This is a genomic window from Thalassobacter stenotrophicus (assembly GCF_001458315.1).
Lineage (GTDB): Bacteria > Pseudomonadota > Alphaproteobacteria > Rhodobacterales > Rhodobacteraceae > Thalassobacter > Thalassobacter stenotrophicus.
The window spans coordinates 142,033-162,181 of sequence record NZ_CYRX01000033.1 but is presented as its reverse complement, the minus strand read 5'-3'; the positions used below and the strand labels follow the sequence as shown (position 1 = coordinate 162,181).

At 61.8% G+C, this 20,149-nt stretch carries 25 protein-coding genes; 19 read left to right on the top strand and 6 right to left on the bottom strand.

What is annotated here, in order from left to right:
- Positions 1-145: 145 nt before the first annotated feature.
- From dapA to THS5294_RS15315, 8 genes are all read left to right on the top strand, one after another.
- Positions 146-1,018, top strand: coding sequence for a 4-hydroxy-tetrahydrodipicolinate synthase (gene dapA / locus THS5294_RS15350; RefSeq protein WP_038004277.1), 873 nt, complete (start codon positions 146-148; stop codon positions 1,016-1,018).
- An 11-nt stretch (positions 1,019-1,029) separates the two neighbouring features.
- Entirely contained in the window at positions 1,030-2,193 is a 1,164-nt protein-coding gene (locus THS5294_RS15345) for an MFS transporter (RefSeq protein WP_058124433.1), read from the top strand.
- A gap of 32 nt (positions 2,194-2,225) precedes the next feature.
- Entirely contained in the window at positions 2,226-2,708 is a 483-nt protein-coding gene (smpB, locus tag THS5294_RS15340; protein WP_038004274.1) for an SsrA-binding protein SmpB, read from the top strand.
- A gap of 90 nt (positions 2,709-2,798) precedes the next feature.
- Positions 2,799-3,650, top strand: coding sequence for a 3-mercaptopyruvate sulfurtransferase (gene sseA / locus THS5294_RS15335; protein ID WP_058124780.1), 852 nt, complete (start codon positions 2,799-2,801; stop codon positions 3,648-3,650).
- Positions 3,651-3,653: 3 nt separating this feature from the next.
- Complete coding sequence (locus THS5294_RS15330; protein WP_058124432.1) at positions 3,654-4,838, top strand: amino acid aminotransferase; 1,185 nt, start codon at positions 3,654-3,656, stop codon at positions 4,836-4,838.
- A 100-nt stretch (positions 4,839-4,938) separates the two neighbouring features.
- Positions 4,939-5,403 carry a GNAT family N-acetyltransferase gene (locus tag THS5294_RS15325; protein WP_058124431.1) on the top strand — a complete coding sequence of 155 codons (465 nt, stop codon included), beginning with the start codon at positions 4,939-4,941 and terminating at the stop codon, positions 5,401-5,403.
- Between the two features lie 104 nt (positions 5,404-5,507).
- Positions 5,508-6,464 (top strand): L-malyl-CoA/beta-methylmalyl-CoA lyase, encoded by a 957-nt coding sequence (locus THS5294_RS15320; protein ID WP_038004269.1) that lies wholly within the window; start codon positions 5,508-5,510, stop codon positions 6,462-6,464.
- Positions 6,465-6,623: 159 nt separating this feature from the next.
- Positions 6,624-7,586, top strand: coding sequence for an acetyl-CoA carboxylase carboxyltransferase subunit alpha (locus THS5294_RS15315; protein ID WP_038004265.1), 963 nt, complete (start codon positions 6,624-6,626; stop codon positions 7,584-7,586).
- Between the two features lie 157 nt (positions 7,587-7,743).
- Here the strand turns inward: THS5294_RS15315 and THS5294_RS15310 are convergent, their stop codons facing one another.
- From THS5294_RS15310 to THS5294_RS15295, 4 genes are read right to left on the bottom strand one after another with little or no spacing between them, the layout of a single operon-like run.
- Positions 7,744-8,352 (bottom strand): pyridoxamine 5'-phosphate oxidase family protein, encoded by a 609-nt coding sequence (locus THS5294_RS15310; RefSeq protein WP_233486500.1) that lies wholly within the window; start codon positions 8,350-8,352, stop codon positions 7,744-7,746.
- The gene (locus THS5294_RS15305; RefSeq protein WP_058124429.1) at positions 8,321-9,067 is read right to left on the bottom strand and encodes a lysophospholipid acyltransferase family protein; all 747 of its coding nucleotides are present in this window, start codon (positions 9,065-9,067) and stop codon (positions 8,321-8,323) included. Before THS5294_RS15305 ends, THS5294_RS15310 begins: the two co-directional genes overlap by 32 nt.
- 8 nt (positions 9,068-9,075) lie before the next feature.
- Positions 9,076-9,969 (bottom strand): cell division protein FtsX, encoded by an 894-nt coding sequence (locus tag THS5294_RS15300; RefSeq protein ID WP_058124428.1) that lies wholly within the window; start codon positions 9,967-9,969, stop codon positions 9,076-9,078.
- The gene (locus THS5294_RS15295; RefSeq protein WP_058124427.1) at positions 9,966-10,643 is read right to left on the bottom strand and encodes a cell division ATP-binding protein FtsE; all 678 of its coding nucleotides are present in this window, start codon (positions 10,641-10,643) and stop codon (positions 9,966-9,968) included. The genes THS5294_RS15300 and THS5294_RS15295 overlap by 4 nt, the downstream gene beginning before the upstream one ends.
- 198 nt (positions 10,644-10,841) lie before the next feature.
- On the opposite strand from THS5294_RS15295, the gene THS5294_RS15290 reads away from it, so the two are divergent.
- Entirely contained in the window at positions 10,842-11,732 is an 891-nt protein-coding gene (locus THS5294_RS15290; protein WP_058124426.1) for a zinc-ribbon domain-containing protein, read from the top strand.
- A gap of 6 nt (positions 11,733-11,738) precedes the next feature.
- On the opposite strand, the gene THS5294_RS15285 is transcribed toward THS5294_RS15290, so the two are convergent.
- Positions 11,739-12,932, bottom strand: a complete 1,194-nt coding sequence (locus tag THS5294_RS15285; protein ID WP_058124425.1) for a MalY/PatB family protein — start codon at positions 12,930-12,932, stop codon at positions 11,739-11,741.
- Between the two features lie 147 nt (positions 12,933-13,079).
- Between THS5294_RS15285 and def (THS5294_RS15280) the strand changes: the two genes are divergently transcribed.
- From def (THS5294_RS15280) to rnhA, 10 genes are all read left to right on the top strand, one after another.
- Positions 13,080-13,601 (top strand): peptide deformylase, encoded by a 522-nt coding sequence (def, locus tag THS5294_RS15280; protein ID WP_170863213.1) that lies wholly within the window; start codon positions 13,080-13,082, stop codon positions 13,599-13,601.
- 60 nt (positions 13,602-13,661) lie between these two features.
- Complete coding sequence (def, locus tag THS5294_RS15275; RefSeq protein ID WP_058124424.1) at positions 13,662-14,147, top strand: peptide deformylase; 486 nt, start codon at positions 13,662-13,664, stop codon at positions 14,145-14,147.
- Positions 14,144-15,055: a methionyl-tRNA formyltransferase gene (gene fmt, locus THS5294_RS15270; protein WP_058124423.1), complete on the top strand. Its 912-nt coding sequence runs from the start codon at positions 14,144-14,146 to the stop codon at positions 15,053-15,055. Before def (THS5294_RS15275) ends, fmt begins: the two co-directional genes overlap by 4 nt.
- A 4-nt stretch (positions 15,056-15,059) precedes the next feature.
- Positions 15,060-15,296 (top strand): hypothetical protein, encoded by a 237-nt coding sequence (locus THS5294_RS15265; RefSeq protein WP_058124422.1) that lies wholly within the window; start codon positions 15,060-15,062, stop codon positions 15,294-15,296.
- Between the two features lie 192 nt (positions 15,297-15,488).
- Positions 15,489-16,202 (top strand): SP85-like N-terminal domain-containing protein, encoded by a 714-nt coding sequence (locus THS5294_RS15260; RefSeq protein WP_038004246.1) that lies wholly within the window; start codon positions 15,489-15,491, stop codon positions 16,200-16,202.
- A 124-nt stretch (positions 16,203-16,326) separates the two neighbouring features.
- Positions 16,327-17,277, top strand: coding sequence for a 4-hydroxy-3-methylbut-2-enyl diphosphate reductase (gene ispH / locus THS5294_RS15255; RefSeq protein WP_058124421.1), 951 nt, complete (start codon positions 16,327-16,329; stop codon positions 17,275-17,277).
- Positions 17,278-17,447: 170 nt separating this feature from the next.
- Positions 17,448-18,062, top strand: coding sequence for a LysE family translocator (locus tag THS5294_RS15250; protein WP_058124420.1), 615 nt, complete (start codon positions 17,448-17,450; stop codon positions 18,060-18,062).
- Positions 18,059-18,511, top strand: a complete 453-nt coding sequence (locus tag THS5294_RS15245) for a DUF3429 domain-containing protein (RefSeq protein ID WP_058124419.1) — start codon at positions 18,059-18,061, stop codon at positions 18,509-18,511. The genes THS5294_RS15250 and THS5294_RS15245 overlap by 4 nt, the downstream gene beginning before the upstream one ends.
- Positions 18,508-19,098, top strand: a complete 591-nt coding sequence (locus THS5294_RS15240) for a class I SAM-dependent DNA methyltransferase (RefSeq protein ID WP_038004238.1) — start codon at positions 18,508-18,510, stop codon at positions 19,096-19,098. The genes THS5294_RS15245 and THS5294_RS15240 overlap by 4 nt, the downstream gene beginning before the upstream one ends.
- A complete protein-coding gene (gene rnhA / locus THS5294_RS15235) occupies positions 19,091-19,552 on the top strand; it encodes a ribonuclease HI (RefSeq protein WP_058124418.1) in 462 nt (153 codons plus the stop codon). Before THS5294_RS15240 ends, rnhA begins: the two co-directional genes overlap by 8 nt.
- Positions 19,553-19,567: 15 nt before the next feature.
- Here the strand turns inward: rnhA and THS5294_RS15230 are convergent, their stop codons facing one another.
- The gene (locus THS5294_RS15230; RefSeq protein ID WP_038004233.1) at positions 19,568-20,116 is read right to left on the bottom strand and encodes a L,D-transpeptidase; all 549 of its coding nucleotides are present in this window, start codon (positions 20,114-20,116) and stop codon (positions 19,568-19,570) included.
- Positions 20,117-20,149 lie beyond the last annotated feature (33 nt).

Sequence of the window (20,149 nt, the reverse complement as noted above, 5' to 3'; positions counted from 1 at the left end):
CTGTACCACTCCGCATTCGCGCTTGTTTCGACATAGCTAAGGCCCCGCGCACCGGAAGCCAAATAGCGAACTTGTTAAAGACCCACATCGCGGCTAGTTTCCGCGCGATTCACACACGACCACACCTCATCAAAGGAAGCGTATCATGCTCAAAGGTTCCATGCCTGCCCTGATCACGCCGTTTAAAGACGGCGCAGTGGACTTCGATACGCTCAAGAAGCTGGTCGAATGGCACATCGCCGAAGGCTCGCACGGGCTCGTCCCCGTTGGCACCACTGGCGAAAGCCCTACGCTCAGCCACGAAGAGCACTACGCAGTGGTAGAGGCTGTGGTCACCGCCGCCGCAGGGCGCATTCCAGTTGTCGCGGGCGCAGGTTCCAACAACACGGCCGAAGCCTATGAGATGGTCCGCCACGCCCATGACGTCGGCGCGACCGCCGCCCTTGTGGTGACACCCTACTACAACAAGCCGACCCAAGCCGGTCTGATCGCCCACTTCGAGGCGCTGGCCGCAATCGGCATTCCGATCATCATCTACAACATCCCCGGCCGTTCCGTCGTGGATATGACGCCCGAAACCATGGGCCACTTGGCCAAGAACCCCAACATCATCGGGGTCAAGGACGCGACCGGCGATCTGGCCCGTGTTTGCGCCCAGCGCCAGACCTGCGGCCCGGATTTCATCCAGCTGTCGGGCGAGGACGCAACCGCACACGGCTTTAACGCCCAAGGCGGCACGGGCTGTATCTCGGTCACCGCGAACGTCGCACCCAAACTGTGCAGCCAACTGCAAGAGGCCTGCCTCAAGGGTGATTACGCAACCGCGCTCACGCTTCAGGACCGGCTGATGCCCCTGCATGACGCGATCTTCACCGAGCCGGGTCTGGCCGGTGCCAAGGCCGCGCTCGAAGAGTTGGGCCTGATCGACGGCGAACTGCGCCTGCCCCTTCTGCCCGTGACCGAACCCACCCGCGAAAAACTGCGCGCGGGCCTGCGTCACGCGGGACTGCTGAACTGAGCCAGCCCTCCATGACAGGCACAGCAGCGGGTATTCCCAAGGGGCTGATCCCGCTGTTGTCAGCCACCAATTTCATCATCGGCATGGGCGCCTTTGTCGTGATCGGCGGGCTGATGCCATTGGCCAGTGACCTAGGCCTCACCCCCGGTGAGGCGGGCCTCCTGCTGACCGTCTACGCGATATCTTATGCGGTTCTGTCGCCCCTGTTGGTGACGTTAACAGGCGGGATCGGGCGGCGGCGCGTATTGGTTGCGGGGCTTGCCCTGTTCACACTGTCGAACCTGATCGCCGCCCTCGCCCCAAATGAAACACTGTTGCTGGCCAGCCGTGTGATGGCCGCAGCTGGGGCAGGCATCACAACGCCCATCACAGCGGCAGTCGTGGCGGCCCTTGCCCCGCCCCAAGCCCGCGCCAAAGCCTTGGCCGGCGTGTTCTTTGGCATGACCATGGCGCAGGTCATCGGCGTACCGGCAGGCAGCTTCATCGCCTATACGTTCGGCTGGCGCGCGGCGTTCTGGACAGTCACGGCATTAGGCCTGCCGATGCTCGCGCTTTTGTGGCTCCGCGTCCCCGCTGGCCTGTCGTTCCAACCCGTGCGCCTTGGCGATCTGGGCCGAACCCTGCGCGACACCCGTGCTATGATTGCGGTGCTATTCACGGCGACGTTCCTTGGCGCGATCTATACGCTTTATACCTATTTCACCCCCCTCCTAGAGGCCAAAATGGGCTTTGAGCGGAACATGGTAACCGCATCGTTGATCGTCTTTGGCGTCGGCGCTGTTGTTGGCAACTGGATGGGCGGCCGGATGAGCATGCGGCTTGGACCCGCCCGCACCTTGCTGGTCTTGTCCTGTGCGCAGGCCGCGCTGATGGTCCCGTTCAGCCTGCTGCCCCTGCCGCTTCCGGTGTTTGTGGTGCTGGTCGCACTTTGGTCGGTCTGTGGCTGGTCCTTTATGGCGCCGCAACAAACCCGCCTTGTGACGCTATCCCCTGAAACGGCCCCGGTGCTTTTGTCGCTCAATGCCGCCGCAGTCTATGCTGGTGCCGCCATCGGCTCGGGCATGGGCGGCGTGGTCATCGCTCGCTTCGGGATTGAGGCGCTGGGGCTGGCCAGCGGCCTCGCGGCGACACTGGCAATCGCACATATCACGCTGTCACGCAGGCTCTCTGGCTAGACATCCCAGAGCCGCGCGCATACATCCCCGTTATGGCCAAACCCAAGACCCCCGAGGAAAAGAACTACAAAGTCGTCGCCGAGAACCGGCGCGCGCGCTACGACTATGCCATCGAGGACGACATCGAATGCGGCATCGTCCTTCAGGGGTCTGAGGTCAAATCGCTACGCGAAGGCGGGGCAAATGTCGCCGAAAGCTATGCCTCGGTGGATGAGGGCGAGTTGTGGCTTGTGAACAGCTATATCGCACCCTACCCGCAGGCCCGCATGTTCCCCCACGAAGAACGCCGCCGCCGCAAACTTCTGGTGTCGCGCAAGGAACTGGCCAAACTGTGGAACGCCACCCAGCGAGAGGGCTATACCCTCGTGCCGCTGGTTATGTATTTCAACCACACGGGTCGGGTGAAACTCAAAATCGGCATCGCAAAGGGTAAGAAAAATCACGACAAGCGTGAGACCTCTGCCAAGCGCGATTGGAACCGTCAAAAAGCCCGCCTGTTGCGCGAACGCGGCTAGTCCGCACCGCTTTTGAACGGCCCTTGCAGAGCCCTTGCACGGGGGCCAAGCCCGGCGTAGGAAGGTCCCCGACGTAAAGAGGCGATGGCAATGGCTGACGATCCCCGCATCCTCGTATCCACCGACTGGCTTGAGGCCCATCTCAACGACCCGGACCTGCGTGTTCTGGACATGAGCTGGTACCTGCCCGACGCAGGCCGCGACCCAAAGGCGGAATACGACGCCGCCCACATTCCCGGCGCACGGTTTGTCCCGATTGACGAAGTCTCGGACCTGCGCAGCGCAATCCCACACACCGCCCCACCGGTTGAAAAGTTCATGTCTCGCATGCGCAAATGGGGCGTGGGAGATGGACACCAAGTCGTCGTTTATGACGGCGCGGGCCTGTTTTCCGCCGCACGCCTGTGGTGGCTGTTCAAACTGATGGGCAAGCAGGACGTGGCCGTGCTGGACGGTGGCTTTGCCAAATGGCAGGCCGAGGGCCGCCCCACCGAGGACATGCCCCCCATGATGCGCGACCGACACATGACCGTGTCCCGTCAGGCGCATCTGTTGAAGGATGTCACCCAAGTCGCCCAAGCCTCCAAACTGGGCACACACGAAATTCTGGACGCCCGCGCGCCCGCACGTTTCCGGGGCGAAGCGCCTGAGCCGCGCGCCGGTCTGCGCGCAGGCCACATCCCCGGATCGCGCAACATCCCCTACACCTCGCTCCTGGCTGAGGACGGCACAATGCTGCCCACACCCGCCCTGCGTCAGGTGTTTACCGATGCTTCCGTGGACCTGTCCAAACCCGTGATCACCACATGCGGCTCCGGCGTAACGGCGGCTGTCATTAACCTCGCGCTGGCCCAGATCGGCCATGACGCACATGCGCTCTACGATGGCTCTTGGGCCGAGTGGGGCATGTACCCTGACCTGAAAATCGAAACGGGAGAATAGCCCATGCTGAGCAACCTAAAGGCCCAACCCGTCGACAAGATCCTCGGCCTCGCCGCCGCCTATCGCGCCGACCCGCGCGACACCAAGGTGGATCTGGGCGTTGGCGTTTACAAAAACGCCCAAGGCCTGACACCCGTGATGCGCGCCATCAAGGTGGCCGAACAGCGTATCGTCGATGAAGAACAGACCAAAGCCTACACCGGGCTTGCCGGTGATCCCGCATTCTCTGAGGCGATGGCCGGCCTGATCCTCGGCACGGACTACCCGCGCGAGCGGTTCGCCGCCGTCGCCACCCCCGGCGGGACCGGCGCGATCCGTCAGGCGCTTGAGCTGATCCAAATGGCCTCGCCCGATGCGACCGTCTGGCTGTCCAACCCTACGTGGCCAAACCACCCCTCGATCATGAAATACCTCGGCGTGCCGATGGGCGAATACCGCTACTTCGACAACGCCACGCGCGCAGTCGATTTCGCGGGCATGATGGCTGATCTTGAGGGCGTAAAGGCAGGCGATCTGGTCCTGCTGCACGGCTGCTGCCACAACCCAACAGGCGCAAACCTGAACCTCACGCAGTGGGGCGAAGTGGCCGATTTCCTGAACGCGCGCGGCGCGATCCCCTTCATCGACATCGCCTATCAAGGCTTTGGCGACGGGCTGGAACAGGATGCAGCTGGCGTGCGCCTCATCGCCTCCAAAGTGCCCGAAATGCTGATCGCGGCGTCTTGCTCCAAGAACTTCGGCATCTACCGCGAGCGGACGGGCGTTCTGATGGCGCTTTCGCCGTCCTCGGCCGAGCAAAGCCTCACCCAGACCAACCTGCAATTCCTGAACCGTCAGAACTTCAGCTTCCCGCCCGATCACGGCGCGCGGCTGGTGTCGATCATCCTGAACGATGACGCGCTCAAGACGGACTGGATGCAGGAACTCGAAGACGTGCGCCTTGGCATGCTGGACCTGCGCCAACAACTGGCAGATGCCCTGCGTGAGCGCTCTGGCTCGGACCGGTTTGGCTTTATCGCCGAGCACCGCGGCATGTTCTCACGCCTCGGCGCGAGCCCCGAACAGGTCGAAGCCATGCGGGAGCATAACGCGATCTACATGGTCGGCGACAGCCGCCTGAACATCGCGGGCCTCAACGCCCAGACCGTGCCAATCCTTGCGGACGCGATCATCGCGGCGGGGGTCTAGGGGCGCTTTGCGGCGCGCACCGCCCGCTTATGCCTACACATTGCGACCCGCTCGGCACACCGCCGGGCGGGTTTTTCATTGGATATTCAAGGCAAACCCCATGACCACCGTAACCTTTGAAATGACCACGCCCGCCGATATTCCCGCGCTCCAACGCGTGCTGGACGAAACACACCTGTTCCCCAGTGAGATCCTGCCCGACATGCTCGCCCCGATGCTTGCAGGCGACAGCCCCGCGCGGTGGCTGACATGTCAGCGGGACGGCGAGGCCATCGGCCTGTGCTTTGCAGAACCTGAGGAGCTGACGGACGGCACATGGAACATGCGCGCCCTCGCGCTGCACCCGCAGTATCAGGGCCAAGGCCTCGGCGCCGCGCTCACCCGCGCACTGGAGGATCAGCTCCGCGCTGAGGGCCAACGCCTGATCATCGTGGACACCTCCGGCACGGATGACTTTGCCCAAACGCGAGGGTTTTATTGCCATATCGGCTACAACCAAGTCGCTTGTATTCCGGACTATTGGGCCAAGGGCGACGACAAGATTGTGTTTTCAAAACCGCTCTAGCCGCCGCGCCACTTTCGCTGCAATGCAGCGCTTGCGCCCGCTCGCGCAATATCCTAACACTCAAACCGAACAAGACGAAACTTTCTAACCCAAAGAGAATCGCCATGAGCTTCCGCCTGCAACCCACGCCCGCCGCCCGTCCAAACCGCTGCCAGCTGTTCGGACCCGGCTCCAACACCAAACTGTTCGCGAAAATGGCGGCATCGGCGGCAGACGTCATCAACATGGACCTTGAGGACAGCGTCGCACCCTCCGACAAGGCCACGGCCCGCGCCAACATCATCGAGGCGATCAACACAATCGATTGGGGCACCAAAACCGTGTCGGTCCGGATCAACTCGCTCGACACTCCCTATTGGTACCGCGACGTGGTGGACCTGCTGGAACAGGCGTCCGAGCGTTTGGACATGATCATGATCCCCAAAGTGGGCTGCGCCGAAGACATCTATGCCGTCGACGCCCTGATCACCGCGATCGAAGCCGCGATGGGCCGCACCAAGAAAGTCGCGCTTGAGGTCATTATCGAATCCGCCGCAGGCATCGCAAACGTTGACGCCATCGCAGCCGCCTCGCCCCGCCTCCAAGCCATGAGCCTTGGCGCCGCCGATTTCGCGGCCTCCATGGGGATGCAAACCACCGGTATCGGCGGCACGCAAGAAAACTACTACATGCTGCGGGATGGTGCACAGCACTGGTCAGACCCATGGCACTGGGCACAGGCGGCCATCGTCGCGGCCTGCCGCACCAACGGCGTGTTGCCCGTAGACGGCCCGTTTGGCGATTTCTCAGACGACGATGGCTACCGCGCACAGGCGCGCCGCTCGGCGACGCTGGGCATGGTGGGCAAATGGGCGATCCACCCCAAACAAATCGCCCTCGCGAATGAGGTCTTCACCCCCTCCGAGGCCGCTGTGACCGAAGCTCGTGAAATCCTCGCGGCCATGGAACAGGCCAAGGCGAACGGCGAAGGCGCAACCGTCTACAAAGGTCGCCTCGTGGACATCGCCTCGATCAAACAGGCCGAAGTGATCGTCAAGCAATCCGAAATGATTGCGGGCTAACCCGCCACAGCACCGGAGCGCGGACCGGAGCCCACAGGGCTCTGGCCCGCGCTCCGGTGACCCCTCGCGTCCAACCACGCACCCAGGTTCCCAGCACAGCCCCCCGTTGCATCCCGCGCGGCCTTGTCCCATATGTGGGCGAAGCAAAAGGGCAGCCGCATGAACCACTACCTCGAGTTTGAAAAACCTCTCGCCGAGATCGAAGGCAAAGCCGAAGAGCTGCGCGCCATGGCACGCACCAATGAGGACGTCGATCTCGAAAAAGAGGCCGTCGCCCTCGACAAAAAAGCAGCCCAGATGTTGCAGGACCTCTACAAGGACCTCACACCGTGGCGCAAATGTCAGGTGGCCCGGCACCCAAACCGCCCCCACTGCAAAGACTACATCGAGGCGCTGTTCTCCGAATACACGCCGCTTGCAGGTGACCGGAACTTTGCCGAAGACGACGCTGTCATGGGCGGCCTCGCCCGGCTCGGAGATCGCGCAGTCGTCGTGATCGGCCACGAAAAAGGCGCTGACACCAAATCCCGCCTGCACCACAACTTTGGCATGGCCCGCCCCGAAGGCTACCGCAAAGCGATCCGCCTCATGGACATGGCCGACCGCTTTGGCCTGCCGGTCGTGACCCTGATCGACACCCCCGGCGCATACCCCGGCAAGGGCGCAGAGGAGCGCGGCCAGTCCGAGGCCATCGCCCGCTCGACCGAGAAATGCCTGCAAATCGGCGTGCCTTTGGTGTCCGTCGTCATCGGCGAAGGCGGCTCCGGCGGAGCGGTGGCCTTTGCTACGGCCAACCGCGTCGCAATGCTGGAACACTCGGTCTATTCCGTGATCTCGCCTGAGGGCTGCGCATCGATCCTATGGAAAGACGCCGAGAAAATGCGCGACGCCGCCGAGGCCCTGCGCCTCACGGCCCAAGACCTGCACAAGCTGGGCGTCATCGACCGGATTATCCCCGAACTGCAAGGCGGCGCGCAACGCAACCGGACGCAAATGATGGAAACCGTTGGTAAAAACATCGACACCATGATCGATGAGCTTTCCGGCTTTTCACCCAAAAAACTGGTGGCGATGCGGCGGCAGAAGTTCCTCGATATCGGGTCCAAGGGGCTGGCCGCTTAGGCCACCCCAACCCAAAAGCGCACGAATCGATCACAGAGCGGCCCCATCGCGCAAGCGCCAATTAGCAGGATTAATCTTTATTATCAGTCACGTAGACTGACCCATTGTTGCGCACGCGCAACAAAACAGCAGTAAGGCTGACCTAATAACCGGCCGTCTACCACATGCTCGCCTTGGCGCGCGCGGGCCAAGCCGCGTCATAAGCGGCGCCGTCAATCTCACCCTCGGTCATCTCATGCAGGACCTCACCCGCTGACGGCAACCCCGCACTTTGATCGCCCTGCGTCCACAATCCCGCCCGCATAATCGCCCGAGCGCATTGGGTATAAATCTCAGCTATTTCAAACACGATAACCGTCGTGGGCTGCCGCTCTTTTTGCATAAACCGTTCGCGCAAAGCGGCATCCGTGCTGAGGTGCGCACGCCCATTGACGCGCACAACAGTCGCCGATCCCGGCACCATGAACATCAAGGACACCCGCCCATCACTGACAATGTTGCGCAGGCTGTCCAACCGGTTGTTGCCGCGCCAATCGGGCATCAACAGCGTCCCGGGGTCCAGCTCGGCGACCACGGGGCCGTCGTCGCCACGGGGGCTTCCGTCCGTGCCCTCCGCACCAACGGTCGTCAGCACGCAAAAGCGCGATGCCATGATCCATTTGCGATAGAGAGGTGTCAGCCGCCGCGCGACCTTTGCCAAGGATGCGGCCCCCGGCGGTTGGCTGTATAGCGCCTCAAGCGCTGCGATCGAGTTGACCCGTGTCACGCTGAAATCCCGCCTCGTCCAAAAGAGCATCCGATGCGGTTTCAATATCATGCTCAAGGCGTTTTATGAAATCTTGTTTGCTCAGCCCCGGCTCAATCGGCGGCAGGAAGTCGATGACCGCTACACCCGGTTTGCGGGTCACGCCGCGCTTGGGCCAGAACACCCCGACATTCGCCGCAACCGGATACACCGGCTGAGCCATTTGGTCATAAATCGCGGCAGTGCCGATTTTGTACGGCTTGACTACACCCGGTGCGACCCGCGTGCCTTGTGGGTAGATAATCAACTGACCGCCCCTCTGACGGCCACTCGCCACGTCATCCAGCATCTTTTTGATCGCCACGCCACGCTGCCCACGCTTCACCGGAATACAGCCCAGCCGTAGCCCATACTGGCCAATGACGGGGGCGTATTTCAGGATGTTCTTCATGATGAAAATACCGCGCGGAATGGCGTGATAAATCATGAGAATATCGAGAAAGCTTTGGTGCTTGGCTGCCACGATCACGGGGCCTTGGGTCGGCGGGGTGCCCCGCACCTCGCACCGCAGGCCAACCATCCAGCGCGCCGACCAGATCACGTAGCCCGCATAGGCGTGACAGCCCGCGTGCGCGCCCCGGCGCGACACCAGCGCCCATGGCAAAAACAGGATCCCAACGACCGGCATCGCCAGATACATTTGGATGTTAAACAAGAGGGAACGAAGGAATTGCATGGCGTCCCTTATGGCATTTTGCGCAGGGCGCGCAAGGCGGCGGCGCGAGTGGCGGCAAAGCCTACGCCCCCCGCGAGCGGCGGGATCAGCAGCGGCAACAGCCAACTTGCCCCCCAAAACCCCAACCCAGTCAGAAACCCGCCCGCCACATCCGCCGTTGGTAAGGCCGCGACGGCCCCCATGGCCAACACGGTCCCGAGGCCTGCGCCCAAGGCCGCGCGCATCGTGAATCGGTGCACAAATGCCCGCGCGATATAGCTGTCACGCGCCCCGACCAGGCGCAGCGTTCGGATCACCCCCGCATTCGCTGCCAACGCCGATTGCGCTGCAAGCGTGATCATCGCCGCCATGCTCAGCATAATCAGGAGCAGCGAGACCCAGCCGATTGTGCGCAACCGATTGGCCGCCTCGATCAAGGGGCGACGCCAGCGGGTGTGATCATCCAAGATTGCGCCTGGGGCCTCTGCCGCGAGGCGCGCGCGCAAGCCTTCGGCGTCATAGCCAGCGCCGGCCTCAACCACCTCAATCAGACGCGGGATCGGGAGGGCATCCAGCGGCAGGTCAGCCCCAAACCATGGGGCCAAAAGCGCTTCTTGCTCGGCATCGCTCAGGGCGCGGGCGCGGGCCACGCCGGGGGTTGTTTCCAGCACGGTGAGGGCGGCCGCGGTTTGCAGCGCCTCCTGCGCGGAGGGGGCGGAAATGCGCACCGTTGAGGTGCGTGCCAACTCTTGGCCCCACCGCACGCTTAGCCGTTCTGCTGCCAGCGACAAGGCCAAGGCGAACACCGCCAAAAACGCCATCGCAGCCGCGCTAAACACCGTCAACCAAACGGTAAATCCGGTGGGCGGGACAACACGGTCCGCATCCGGCGCACCGGACAAAATGGCCCAGATTTGTTTCACAGATCCGCCCCCGCCAGTTGAACCGACCCACCCGCAAGCCGCAACACCCGGGCCGACACTTGCGCCTTGGCCGCGCGGATCAGGCCCAAATCATGGGTCGCGATGAGAACCGTTTTGCCCATCTTATTCAGCTCAACCAATAGCGACAGAAGGCGCTGCGACATCTCCCAATCGACGTTGCCGGTGGGTTCATCCGCCAAGATCACATCAGGCCCCATGATGATCGCGCGGGCCAAGGCGGCACGCTGACGTTCCCCTCCCGAGAGTTCGGGCGGCAGGGCATGGGCGCGCGGGCTTAGCCCGACCCACGCCAGAAGTTGCGCAAGGTTCTCGGCCTCAGCCTCAACATCGCGGCCCGAGACCGCAAGCGGCAGCGCCACGTTCTGCGTGATGCTGAGGTGATCCAAAAACTGGCAATCTTGGTGCACCACACCAATGCGTTGGCGCACTTTGGCCAGCGCATCACGGCTCAGATCGCGGGCGTCTTGGCCCAGCAATTTAACCGTGCCCGTATTGGCCAAAAGATCGCCGTAGCACAGCTTGAGCAGGGTGGATTTGCCCGCCCCGCTTGGCCCCGTCAAAAAGTGGAACGACCCGGGCGCAAGCTGCAACGACACGTCCCGCAAGATCGCGTCCTGACCGTAGGAATAGCCCGCCTTGTGCAACTCAATCACGATATGCTCCCGCCCGTGTTGGGGTCTTTCTGCCCTAGGGTCGCCAGCGGCGCAATGCGCCTGTCCCGCGCGGGGCCGGGTTTGGCCGGTTCCCGAATTTTGGGCGATGCAGGGACCTGTGGACAAGGCGCTTGGAAAAGCGACAAGGCGTTGATAGACATAAGGTTCAAGGACATTTCGCCTGGAGAGCAGTGGCACATGCGTTTGATCTGCCCGAATTGTGGGGCGCAGTACGAAGTAGACGCTGCCATGATCCCGGCGGACGGCAGGGACGTGCAGTGTTCGAACTGTGTGACCACGTGGTTTCAGCCCGGAAAACATGACGTTGATCAGGCCCCTGCGGCAGCGCGGGTGCCCGTTGATGCAGTGCCCGAGGACGTGCCTGCGCCCATCCCTGCCCCAACCGAGCCGCCACAACCGCGCCGTCAGGGCACATCGGCTGGCGCGCTTGAGATCATCCGCCAAGAGGCCGCCCGCGAAGCGCGGATGCGCGCCGCTGAGGCGCTTGAGACCCAAGAAGAAATGCCGCTGGACATGCCCGCCGACACCGCTGAGCGGGGTCGTCAAGCACGCGCGCAGATTGCCGGGCTGACCCGCCCCGAGGCTGAGACCCCCATGGCCAAGGTTGAGGCTGATCTGGCCCCAGAGGGGGCGCCGGAACCAGAAGTGGATGCGGCACCCGATTTAGCACCGGCCCCACAGCCCCCCACGATTGCACCGGGCAAGCCCGCCGAAGCAGAGGCTGACCCCACCGCTCAGCGGCGCGATTTGTTGCCGGATATCGAAGAGATCAACTCAACCCTGCGTCCCGATGACGTTGCACGCGAGCAGGACATCGCAGCTGTCGTCGAAACGCGGCGGCCCGCATCGCCACAGCGCGCCGGGCGTCGGTTCGGGTTTGGGTTTGTGATGGCGGCAGTCGTGATCGCGGCCATCGCATACGTGACCGCCGGATCATTGGCCCAAGCCGTGCCAGATGCAGCCCCGGTTCTGACCGTGTATGTCTCGTGGGTAAATGATTTGCGCGTGCAGCTTAATGAGGTGTTCACGCAGCTTACGACGCTGGTGAACACCCTTAACGCGCGCTAAGGCCTACTACTGAAGGTCGGCAAAGGCCTTTTGCATCCGCTCAACCGCGTCTTCAATCACGGCGCGGGACGTTGCGATGTTGAAGCGCAAGAAACTCTCTCCGCCCTTGCCAAATGTCGGCCCGTGGTTGGCCGCGATTTTCGCGTCCTGTTGCACGCGGCGGGTGAATTCATCACGGTCCATGCCTGTGTCCGCGAAATCGACCCATGAAAGGTACGTCGCCTCCAGCCGGGAGGATTTCAGGCCCGGGATCGCGTTGATCCCGGCATCGAAAATCTGGCGGTTGCCATCAAGATAGACCATCAGATCGTCCACCCAAGCCGCACCTGTAGGGCTGTAGGCCGCCTGCGCCATGACGATCCCGAAGGAGTTTGGCGAAAGGCCCAGTGCCCCCATCCGCTTTGCAAACCGTGCGCGCAGACCTTCATCGGCGATGATGACGTTGCCAATATGCGCGCCCGCAATGTTAAAGGTTTTGGTGCTTGCGGTCATCATCACCAACCGGTCCGAGATCCCGTCCAGCGCGGACATCGGCGTGTGGGTGAAGCCGGGATAGATCAGGTCGTGATGGATTTCATCGGATACAAGGATCAGGTCGTGACGCTTGGCGAAATCGGCGACCTCTTGCAGTTCGGCCCGGGACCAGACGCGACCATTAGGATTGTGGGGCGAGCAGAAGACGAGCATCGTCTCGGACCCATCGAGTTGGGCATCCCACGCGGCGATATCGAGGCTGTAGTGCCCATCGGTATTGGCCAGTTCGCATTCGACAACGCGGCGGTCCGCGGCCTCAATCACGCGGGCGAAGGCGTGGTAGACTGGGGTCATCAGGACAACGCCGTCACCGGGTTTGGTGAAAGCATCCACGCACAGGCCCGTCCCATTCACGAGGCCATGGGTGGTAAAAATGGAGGCCGGATCAACGTGCCAGTTGTGGCGGGTTTGCATCCACCAGCAGATCGCCTCTTTGTAGGCGGTTTGATCGCCGTAGTAGCCGTAGACGCCGTGGTCATGCATCGCCGCCAGCGCGTCCGCGACGCATGCGGGTGGTTTGAAGTCCATATCCGCGACCCACATCGCCAGACCATCCTGCGGGGAGACGCCATAAAGGCTCTCCATCGCATCCCACTTAGAGCAGCTTGTGCCCACGCGATTGATGATGGGATCGAACCTTGGATCGAGATCGGAATGGGCGGTCATGGGCAGGTCTCCTTTGGCGGGGAAGCTAGAGAAATGCGGGGCGGACGCAAGGGGTGCGGCGCTGGGACGCCTCCGGCGGGAGTATTTTGGGAACAAAGGAGGGGGCGGCGCATTGCGATTTGCGGGCGTCTGGATTACGTGAAGGGTATGACAAAACGGACCATTCTTATCCATCCGGACCCGCGATTGAAGGCGATTGCTGCGGCTGTTGAGGATTCTGGTGATGACCTGCGCGCGTTGGCCGAGGACATGCTGGAGACGATGTATCATGCGCCAGGCATTGGCCTGGCTGCGCCGCAGATCGGGATTGGCCAGCGGCTGATCGTGATGGATTGCGTGAAGGAAGAGGGCGAGGCGCCCCGACCTTTGGCGATGCTGAACCCACGGGTGATTGCCGCCTCCGATGAGACGAGCGTTTACGAGGAAGGCTGCCTTTCGATCCCGGATCAATATGCGGATGTCACGCGCCCTGCCGAGGTGGAAGTCGCGTGGATGGACGTGGATGGTTCCGCCAAGAGCGAGGTGTTTACCGGGCTTTGGGCGACCTGTGTGCAGCATGAGATCGACCATTTGGACGGCAAGCTGTTCATCGATTACCTCAAACCGCTCAAGCGTCAGATGATCACCCGCAAGATGCAAAAGCTGAAACGGGAATTGGCGCGGCCTTAGGCGCGTGTATTGCGGCCCCGAGCGGCGGCTGATCAGACTGGACTATTTGGAGAACACCCCATGGCGCATCGCCCCTTTGTCCCTTGGCCTGCGAAGGTTTTGCGCACGCCTGCGGCCCCTGTTGAGGCCGTGACCGACGAGACGCGCGCGATCTGGGACGAAATGCTTGAGGCGATGTATGCGATGCCTGGTGTGGGCCTTGCGGCACCGCAACTGGGTATCTCGCTGCGGCTAGCGGTGGTGGATGCGGGCGACCAAACGGCCCCCATACGCATGGCCAACCCCGAGGTTCTGCACGCCAGCATCAAGACCAACGATCACCAAGAAGCGTCACCCAATTTGCCCGGTGCGTTTGCTTGGATCACGCGGCCCCGCGCCGTGACCGTTGCCTTTTTGGACGAAACGGGTGCGCGCAAGGAGCAAGACTTTGTCGGGCTTTGGGCGACCAGCGTGCAGCACCAGATCGACCACCTGAACGGTAAGATGTATTTCGATCACCTGTCCAAGTTGAAGCGGGATATGCTGATCAAGAAGGCCCGCAAATGAGGGTCGTTTTCATGGGCACGCCGGAGTTTTCGGTTCCGGTGCTTGAAGCCTTGGCGGCTGAGCATGAGGTCGTGTGTGCCTATTCCCAGCCGCCGCGCCCAGCGGGCCGGGGCAAAAAGCTGCGCCCATCGCCGGTACAGGCGCGGGCAGAGGCCTTGGGGATTGAGGTTCGCCACCCTACGTCGTTGAAATCAAGCGAAGAACAGGCGGCTTTTGCGGCGTTAAACGCGGATGTGGCGGTCGTTGTGGCCTATGGTTTGATCCTGCCACAGGCCGTTTTGGATGCGCCTGCGCGGGGGTGTTTGAACATCCACGCCTCGCTTTTGCCGCGGTGGCGGGGGGCGGCGCCGATCCATCGCAGCATTATGGCGGGGGATGCGCAAACCGGCGTTTGCATCATGCAGATGGAGGCCGGGCTGGATACTGGGCCGGTCCTGCTGCGTGAGGCATTAGACATTGGTGACAGGGAAACCACCGGCGCGCTGCACGACAGGCTGAGCGCGATGGGCGCGCGGCTGATCATCGAGGCCTTGGAGCGACTGCCAGAGCTAGAACCGCAGGTTCAGCCCGACGCGGGCGTGACCTATGCCCACAAAATCGACAAGGCCGAAGCCGCAGTGGATTGGACCCGGCCTGCGGCGGAGGTTGCACGCCATATCAATGGGTTGTCACCGTTTCCGGGTGCATTCGTGATGCGGGGTGAAACGCGGCTCAAGCTGTTGCGGGCGCGCGCGTTGGACGATGCAGGTGCGGCCGAACCCGGCACCCTGCTGCAAGGGACGACCGTGGCCTGCAGCACCGGAGCGATTGAATTGCTAGAGGTCCAGCCCGCCGGCAAAGGCCGGATGGATGCGGCATCTTGGGTCAATGGCGCAGGCCTGAAATCCGGCGCGCGACTGGGGGATTAGGCTAATGTTTCCCACAATGATCGGCACCATCATCATCGCGGGCATCATCAGCTACGCAAGCGAGCGCACGGGATTTACGACCAACGGTATCATCCCTTCGGTCATCATTTGTGTTGGTGGGGCGCTGTGTTTTTACTTTGTACAGATCATGTTCGGCATCGGCTTTCGCCAGCCCGGATTTAACGCCATCGCCAGCTCAATCGGGGCGCTTGCAATTGTGCCGACACGGTGGCGAAAGTAGGGATGCGCGGGGGATATTGATCTCTCTTTGACATCGGGCCGATTGGCCATTCGCCTCTAAACCAGCCATTTTTAATAATTTTTATCGATTTAGGTCGATTTTTTAGGATGGATTGCAAATGTGTTAACAATACGATAGATATTAAGCATCAACTAAAGAGATTTTATATATCTATTTACTTAGGGGACAGTCATGAAAGCAATTCGGTTTGCGGCGGCCATGTTGGCCGCAACGTGCATTGCTGGCGCCGCCCATGCGGCCACAATTACGCAACAATACAAAGCCTTTAGCCATACCGTTGGGGCGCAGGCGACGCCCGAGCATTCGGTGTATTTTGCGGGTGGGCACAATCCGGCGGGCTCTAGCGGGCCGAAAAACAACCACTTCCTGTTTGAGAACGCGATGCCCGGTAACGGTGTGTTCACGCAGTTTGACGACGGGACCGCGACGCTGACGGGCAATGTCAAAAACGCAGGTGGCGATGAATATGCGCTGAGCCTGTTTATGGAGGCCACCGGCACCCCCGCGAGCCTGAAGCTGCCGCCTGTTCCCGCCGGTCAGAGCATCGATACCAGCGCGTGGACGTTTTATTCCATCAGCACATCCATCGACAGCACGCTGACCTATTTGGGCGCGGGCAGTTTGGCGAGCTTTAAGCTGACGGAAATGGACATGACCAAAGCGGTTCAAGTCGGGGTGGGAGCCAACGACAAGAACTGGGATCTGCTTGGTCTGTCGACGTGGATCAACTTTACCGATCTGGCTTGTACCGGCAATTGTCAGCCCAGCTATGGTGGCGACATCAACATCACGCTGGCCGCCGTGCCCCTGCCTGCGAGCCTGCCCTTGGTTCTGCTGGGCCTTGGTGGGTTGGGATATGCGGCGCGGCGGCGTCAAACCGCCTAAATCATACGTCATGCTTGCGAAGGACCCGCCCCCAGTGGCGGGTCTTTTTCGTTGGCGCGGCTGACGGCTAGTGTTTGACCCCGCGCGAGGGGCGGTTTACCCCTTTGGAAGAAGGAGACCCCACATGACCAAGCCCCCTCTTACGCTGTATATGGCCGCGCCGCGCGGATTTTGCGCCGGTGTCGACCGCGCGATCAAGATTGTTGAGATGGCTTTGGCGAAATGGGGCGCGCCCGTCTATGTCCGCCACGAGATCGTGCACAACAAATACGTCGTTGATGACCTAAAGGCCAAGGGTGCTGTTTTTGTTGAGGAATTGGACCAATGCCCCGACGACCGACCCGTTATTTTTTCGGCCCATGGTGTGCCGAAATCCGTGCCCGCCGCGGCAAAGGCCCGCGAAATGGTCTATGTGGATGCCACCTGCCCGCTGGTCAGCAAGGTCCATATTGAGGCCGCGCGTCATGCGGATGCCGGGCTTCAGATGGTGATGATCGGGCACGCGGGTCACCCCGAAACTGTGGGCACGATGGGGCAATTGCCCGAGGGTGAGGTTTTGCTGGTAGAAACGCCAGACGATGTAGCGGGCCTAGACGTGCGCGACCCAGAAAAACTGGCCTATATCACGCAAACAACGCTGAGCGTGGATGACACCGCCGAGGTTGTCGCGGCCTTGAACGCGCGCTTCCCCGCTATCGTTGGCCCCCACAAGGAAGACATCTGTTACGCGACGACGAACCGCCAAGAGGCGGTCAAGGCCATGGCACCTTTGGCCGATGCGATGTTGGTGGTTGGTGCGCCAAACTCAAGCAACTCCAAGCGCTTGGTCGAGGTTGGCGCGCGCGCTGGCTGCAAATATGCGCAATTGGTGCAACGTGCGACAGACATTGATTGGCGCGCGCTAGAGGGGATTTCATCAATGGGGATCACGGCGGGTGCCTCCGCGCCTGAGGTGTTGATCAATGAAGTCGTTGACGCCTTCAAGGACCGCTATGACGTGACCGTCGAAATGGTGGAAACGGCCGTTGAGAACGTCGAATTCAAAGTCCCCCGCGTGTTGCGCGAACCCGCCTAGGCCCAGCCCCGAACCTTTTGGGCGCGTGCCCAAATGCATCCGCCCGATCGACACGATTTATGCGGTCTCCGATGTGCCTACCACGGGGGCACCGCGGCCCTAAATCGGCTCCAAAAGAGGCTTTTCGCATTCGGGCAATGGCCGTAAACTAAGGTTAACATGAGGACGCCATGATCTCAGTCCAATTCCTTGTCACCGCTTTGGTGGTTGTTGTCGCCCCCGGAACCGGGGTGATTTACACGCTGGCTATTGGCTTGGGTCAGGGGTGGCGCGCAGCGATTTGGGCCGCGTTGGGATGCACCTTTGGGATCGTACCGCACCTATTGGCCGCAACGCTGGGCGTAGCGGCTGTGCTGCACACCTCGGCCGTTTTGTTCAACATCGTCAAGTTCGCAGGCGTTGCGTATTTGTTGTGGCTTGCGTGGGGCGCGCTGCGCAGTGACGGCGCGCTGGCGGTATCGGCCACGCGCACCGCAGAGCCGGGCCTGCGGATCGCCCAACGCGGTGCGTTGATCAACATCCTGAACCCGAAGCTGTCGATCTTTTTCCTCGCGCTTTTGCCACCGTTCCTAAGTGGAAACCCCGCAACCGCCACAGCGGAAATGGTGGGTATGGGCGCGATTTTCATGGCGATGACATTCGCGGTCTTTGTGGCCTACGGCGTGTTCGCAGCGGCCGCCCGGGTGTGGCTGCTGTCTAGCGCGCGGGTCATGCGCTGGTTGAACCGCGGGTTTGCGGGGGTGTTTGCCCTGCTCGCCGCCCGCCTCGCGACGGAGCGCGCATGACACAGATACCCCGCAGTGCCCTTTTGCTCGGCCTTGCCGGGCTGATCCCTTTTGTGTGGGGCGCCATGACCACGTTGAACACCGACCTACAACTGTGGGGCGTGCATGCCTTGGGGCCGCGATTTGTGGGGCCTTATATACAATTGTTCTATGGCTCGGTCATTTTGTCGTTCATGTCCGGCGTATTATGGGGCTTTGCCACCAAAACCACCGGCCCCGTGGCCACAACCGGCTACGCGTTATCGGTGCTGCCTGCGCTGTGGGCGTTTTTCATGACGGGGGGCGGCCCGGTTAGTGCGGGCATGGCCCTGATGGCGGGGTTCATCGGGCTGTTGGGCATTGATTGGCTATTTTGGAAACAAGAGTTAGCGCCGCCGTGGTGGATGCACTTGCGCGTATTGCTAACCGCTATCGTTGTGATCTGCCTAAGCGTTGGGGTGTTTCTATGAGCGACCGTGAAACAATCGACTGCTATAATGCGCGCGCGGCCGAATATACCGCGCTTGAGCTGCCGGACAGTGAAATCCGCTCTATGGCGGCGTTTGTCGAGGGGCTGCCCTCAGGCGCGCATATCCTTGATTTGGGCTGTGGGCCGGGCCTGCATGGGGCCGCGTTCCTGAGCCAAGGGTTTGAGGTTTCCGGGCTGGATGCCTCGGTTGCCTTTGTCACCGCCGCGACCGAGCGGGGCCTGAGCGCGCGTTTGGGCAGTTTTTTCGAGCTGGATGATTATGCCGCTTATGATGGGGTTTGGGCCTCGTTTTCATTGCTACACGCCTCGCGTGCAGAATTTCCCGATGTCTTGGCCCGCGCCGTCCGCGCCCTGCGCCCCGATGGCCGCTTGTATATAAGCATGAAGCTGGGCACAGAGGATTTCCGCGACGCGATGGGTCGGCTTTATGGCTTTCACACGGTTGAGGAACTGCACAAAGCCTTGGGAGACGTGGGCATGAAAGTGATCTGGCAAGAAACCGGACGAGAGCGCGGCTTTGCCGGAACGATAGACCCCGTTGCGATGATGGTGGCCATCCATGAATAAGCTCTATGCCTATACCGATGGCGCGTGCAGCGGGAACCCCGGGCCCGGCGGTTGGGGTGCATTGTTGCAGGCCAAGGACGGCGCAGATGTCGTCAAGGAGCGGTCCTTGCAGGGCGGTGAGGCCGACACGACCAACAACCGGATGGAGCTTTTGGCTGCGATCAATGCCCTAGAAGCCCTAGAGCGGCCCAGCGTGATCACGGTCGTGACCGACAGCGCCTATGTGAAGGGCGGGATCACCGCGTGGCTGTTCGGTTGGAAAAGGAATGGCTGGAAGACGTCGACCAAAAAGCCCGTCAAAAACGTGGACCTGTGGCAGCGTCTAGATACCGCGCAGGCCCGTCATGACGTGACGTGGGAATGGGTCAAGGGCCACGCGGGGCACCCCGAGAATGAACGCGCCGATGAACTGGCGCGCGCTGGCATGGCGCCGTTTAAGGGCAAGGGTAAGTAGGGCTTAGACCCGCCCCTAAAGGACCGTGACACGCGTACCCACCGGCACCCGGTCATACAGGTCCTCAACATGTGCGTTGATCATCCGAATACAGCCGTTCGACACCGACTGCCCGATGGAACGCGGCTGCGTCGTACCATGAATGCGATAATACGTATCGACCCCGCCCTGATACAGATACAGCGCGCGCGACCCGAGGGGATTTTCGGGTCCGCCGGGCACACCCTCTGCAAAGCGGGCATAGGTTTGGGGATCGCGTTCGATCATCTCATCCGTGGGGCGCCAGTTGGGCCATTTGGCTTTGCGCGCGATCACCGCGTCGCCCTGAAATTCGAGGCCCGCGCGCCCCACCCCTACGCCGTAGCGCATGGCGGTGCCGCCTTCTTGGATCCAGTACAGGTAGTGCGCCTTGGGCACGACAACGATGCTGCCGGGGGCAAAATCCGCGCGGACCTGCACCAGCGTTGGGCGCAAGTTCGCGGCGGGTTCATATGCCGCTGCTTGGCCAGTGGCGAATGCGCCACCAAGTCCTGCGGCTGACATCAAAAAAGTTCTGCGGTCCATCTATCCCTCCGATCACGCGCCCCACCGCATGTG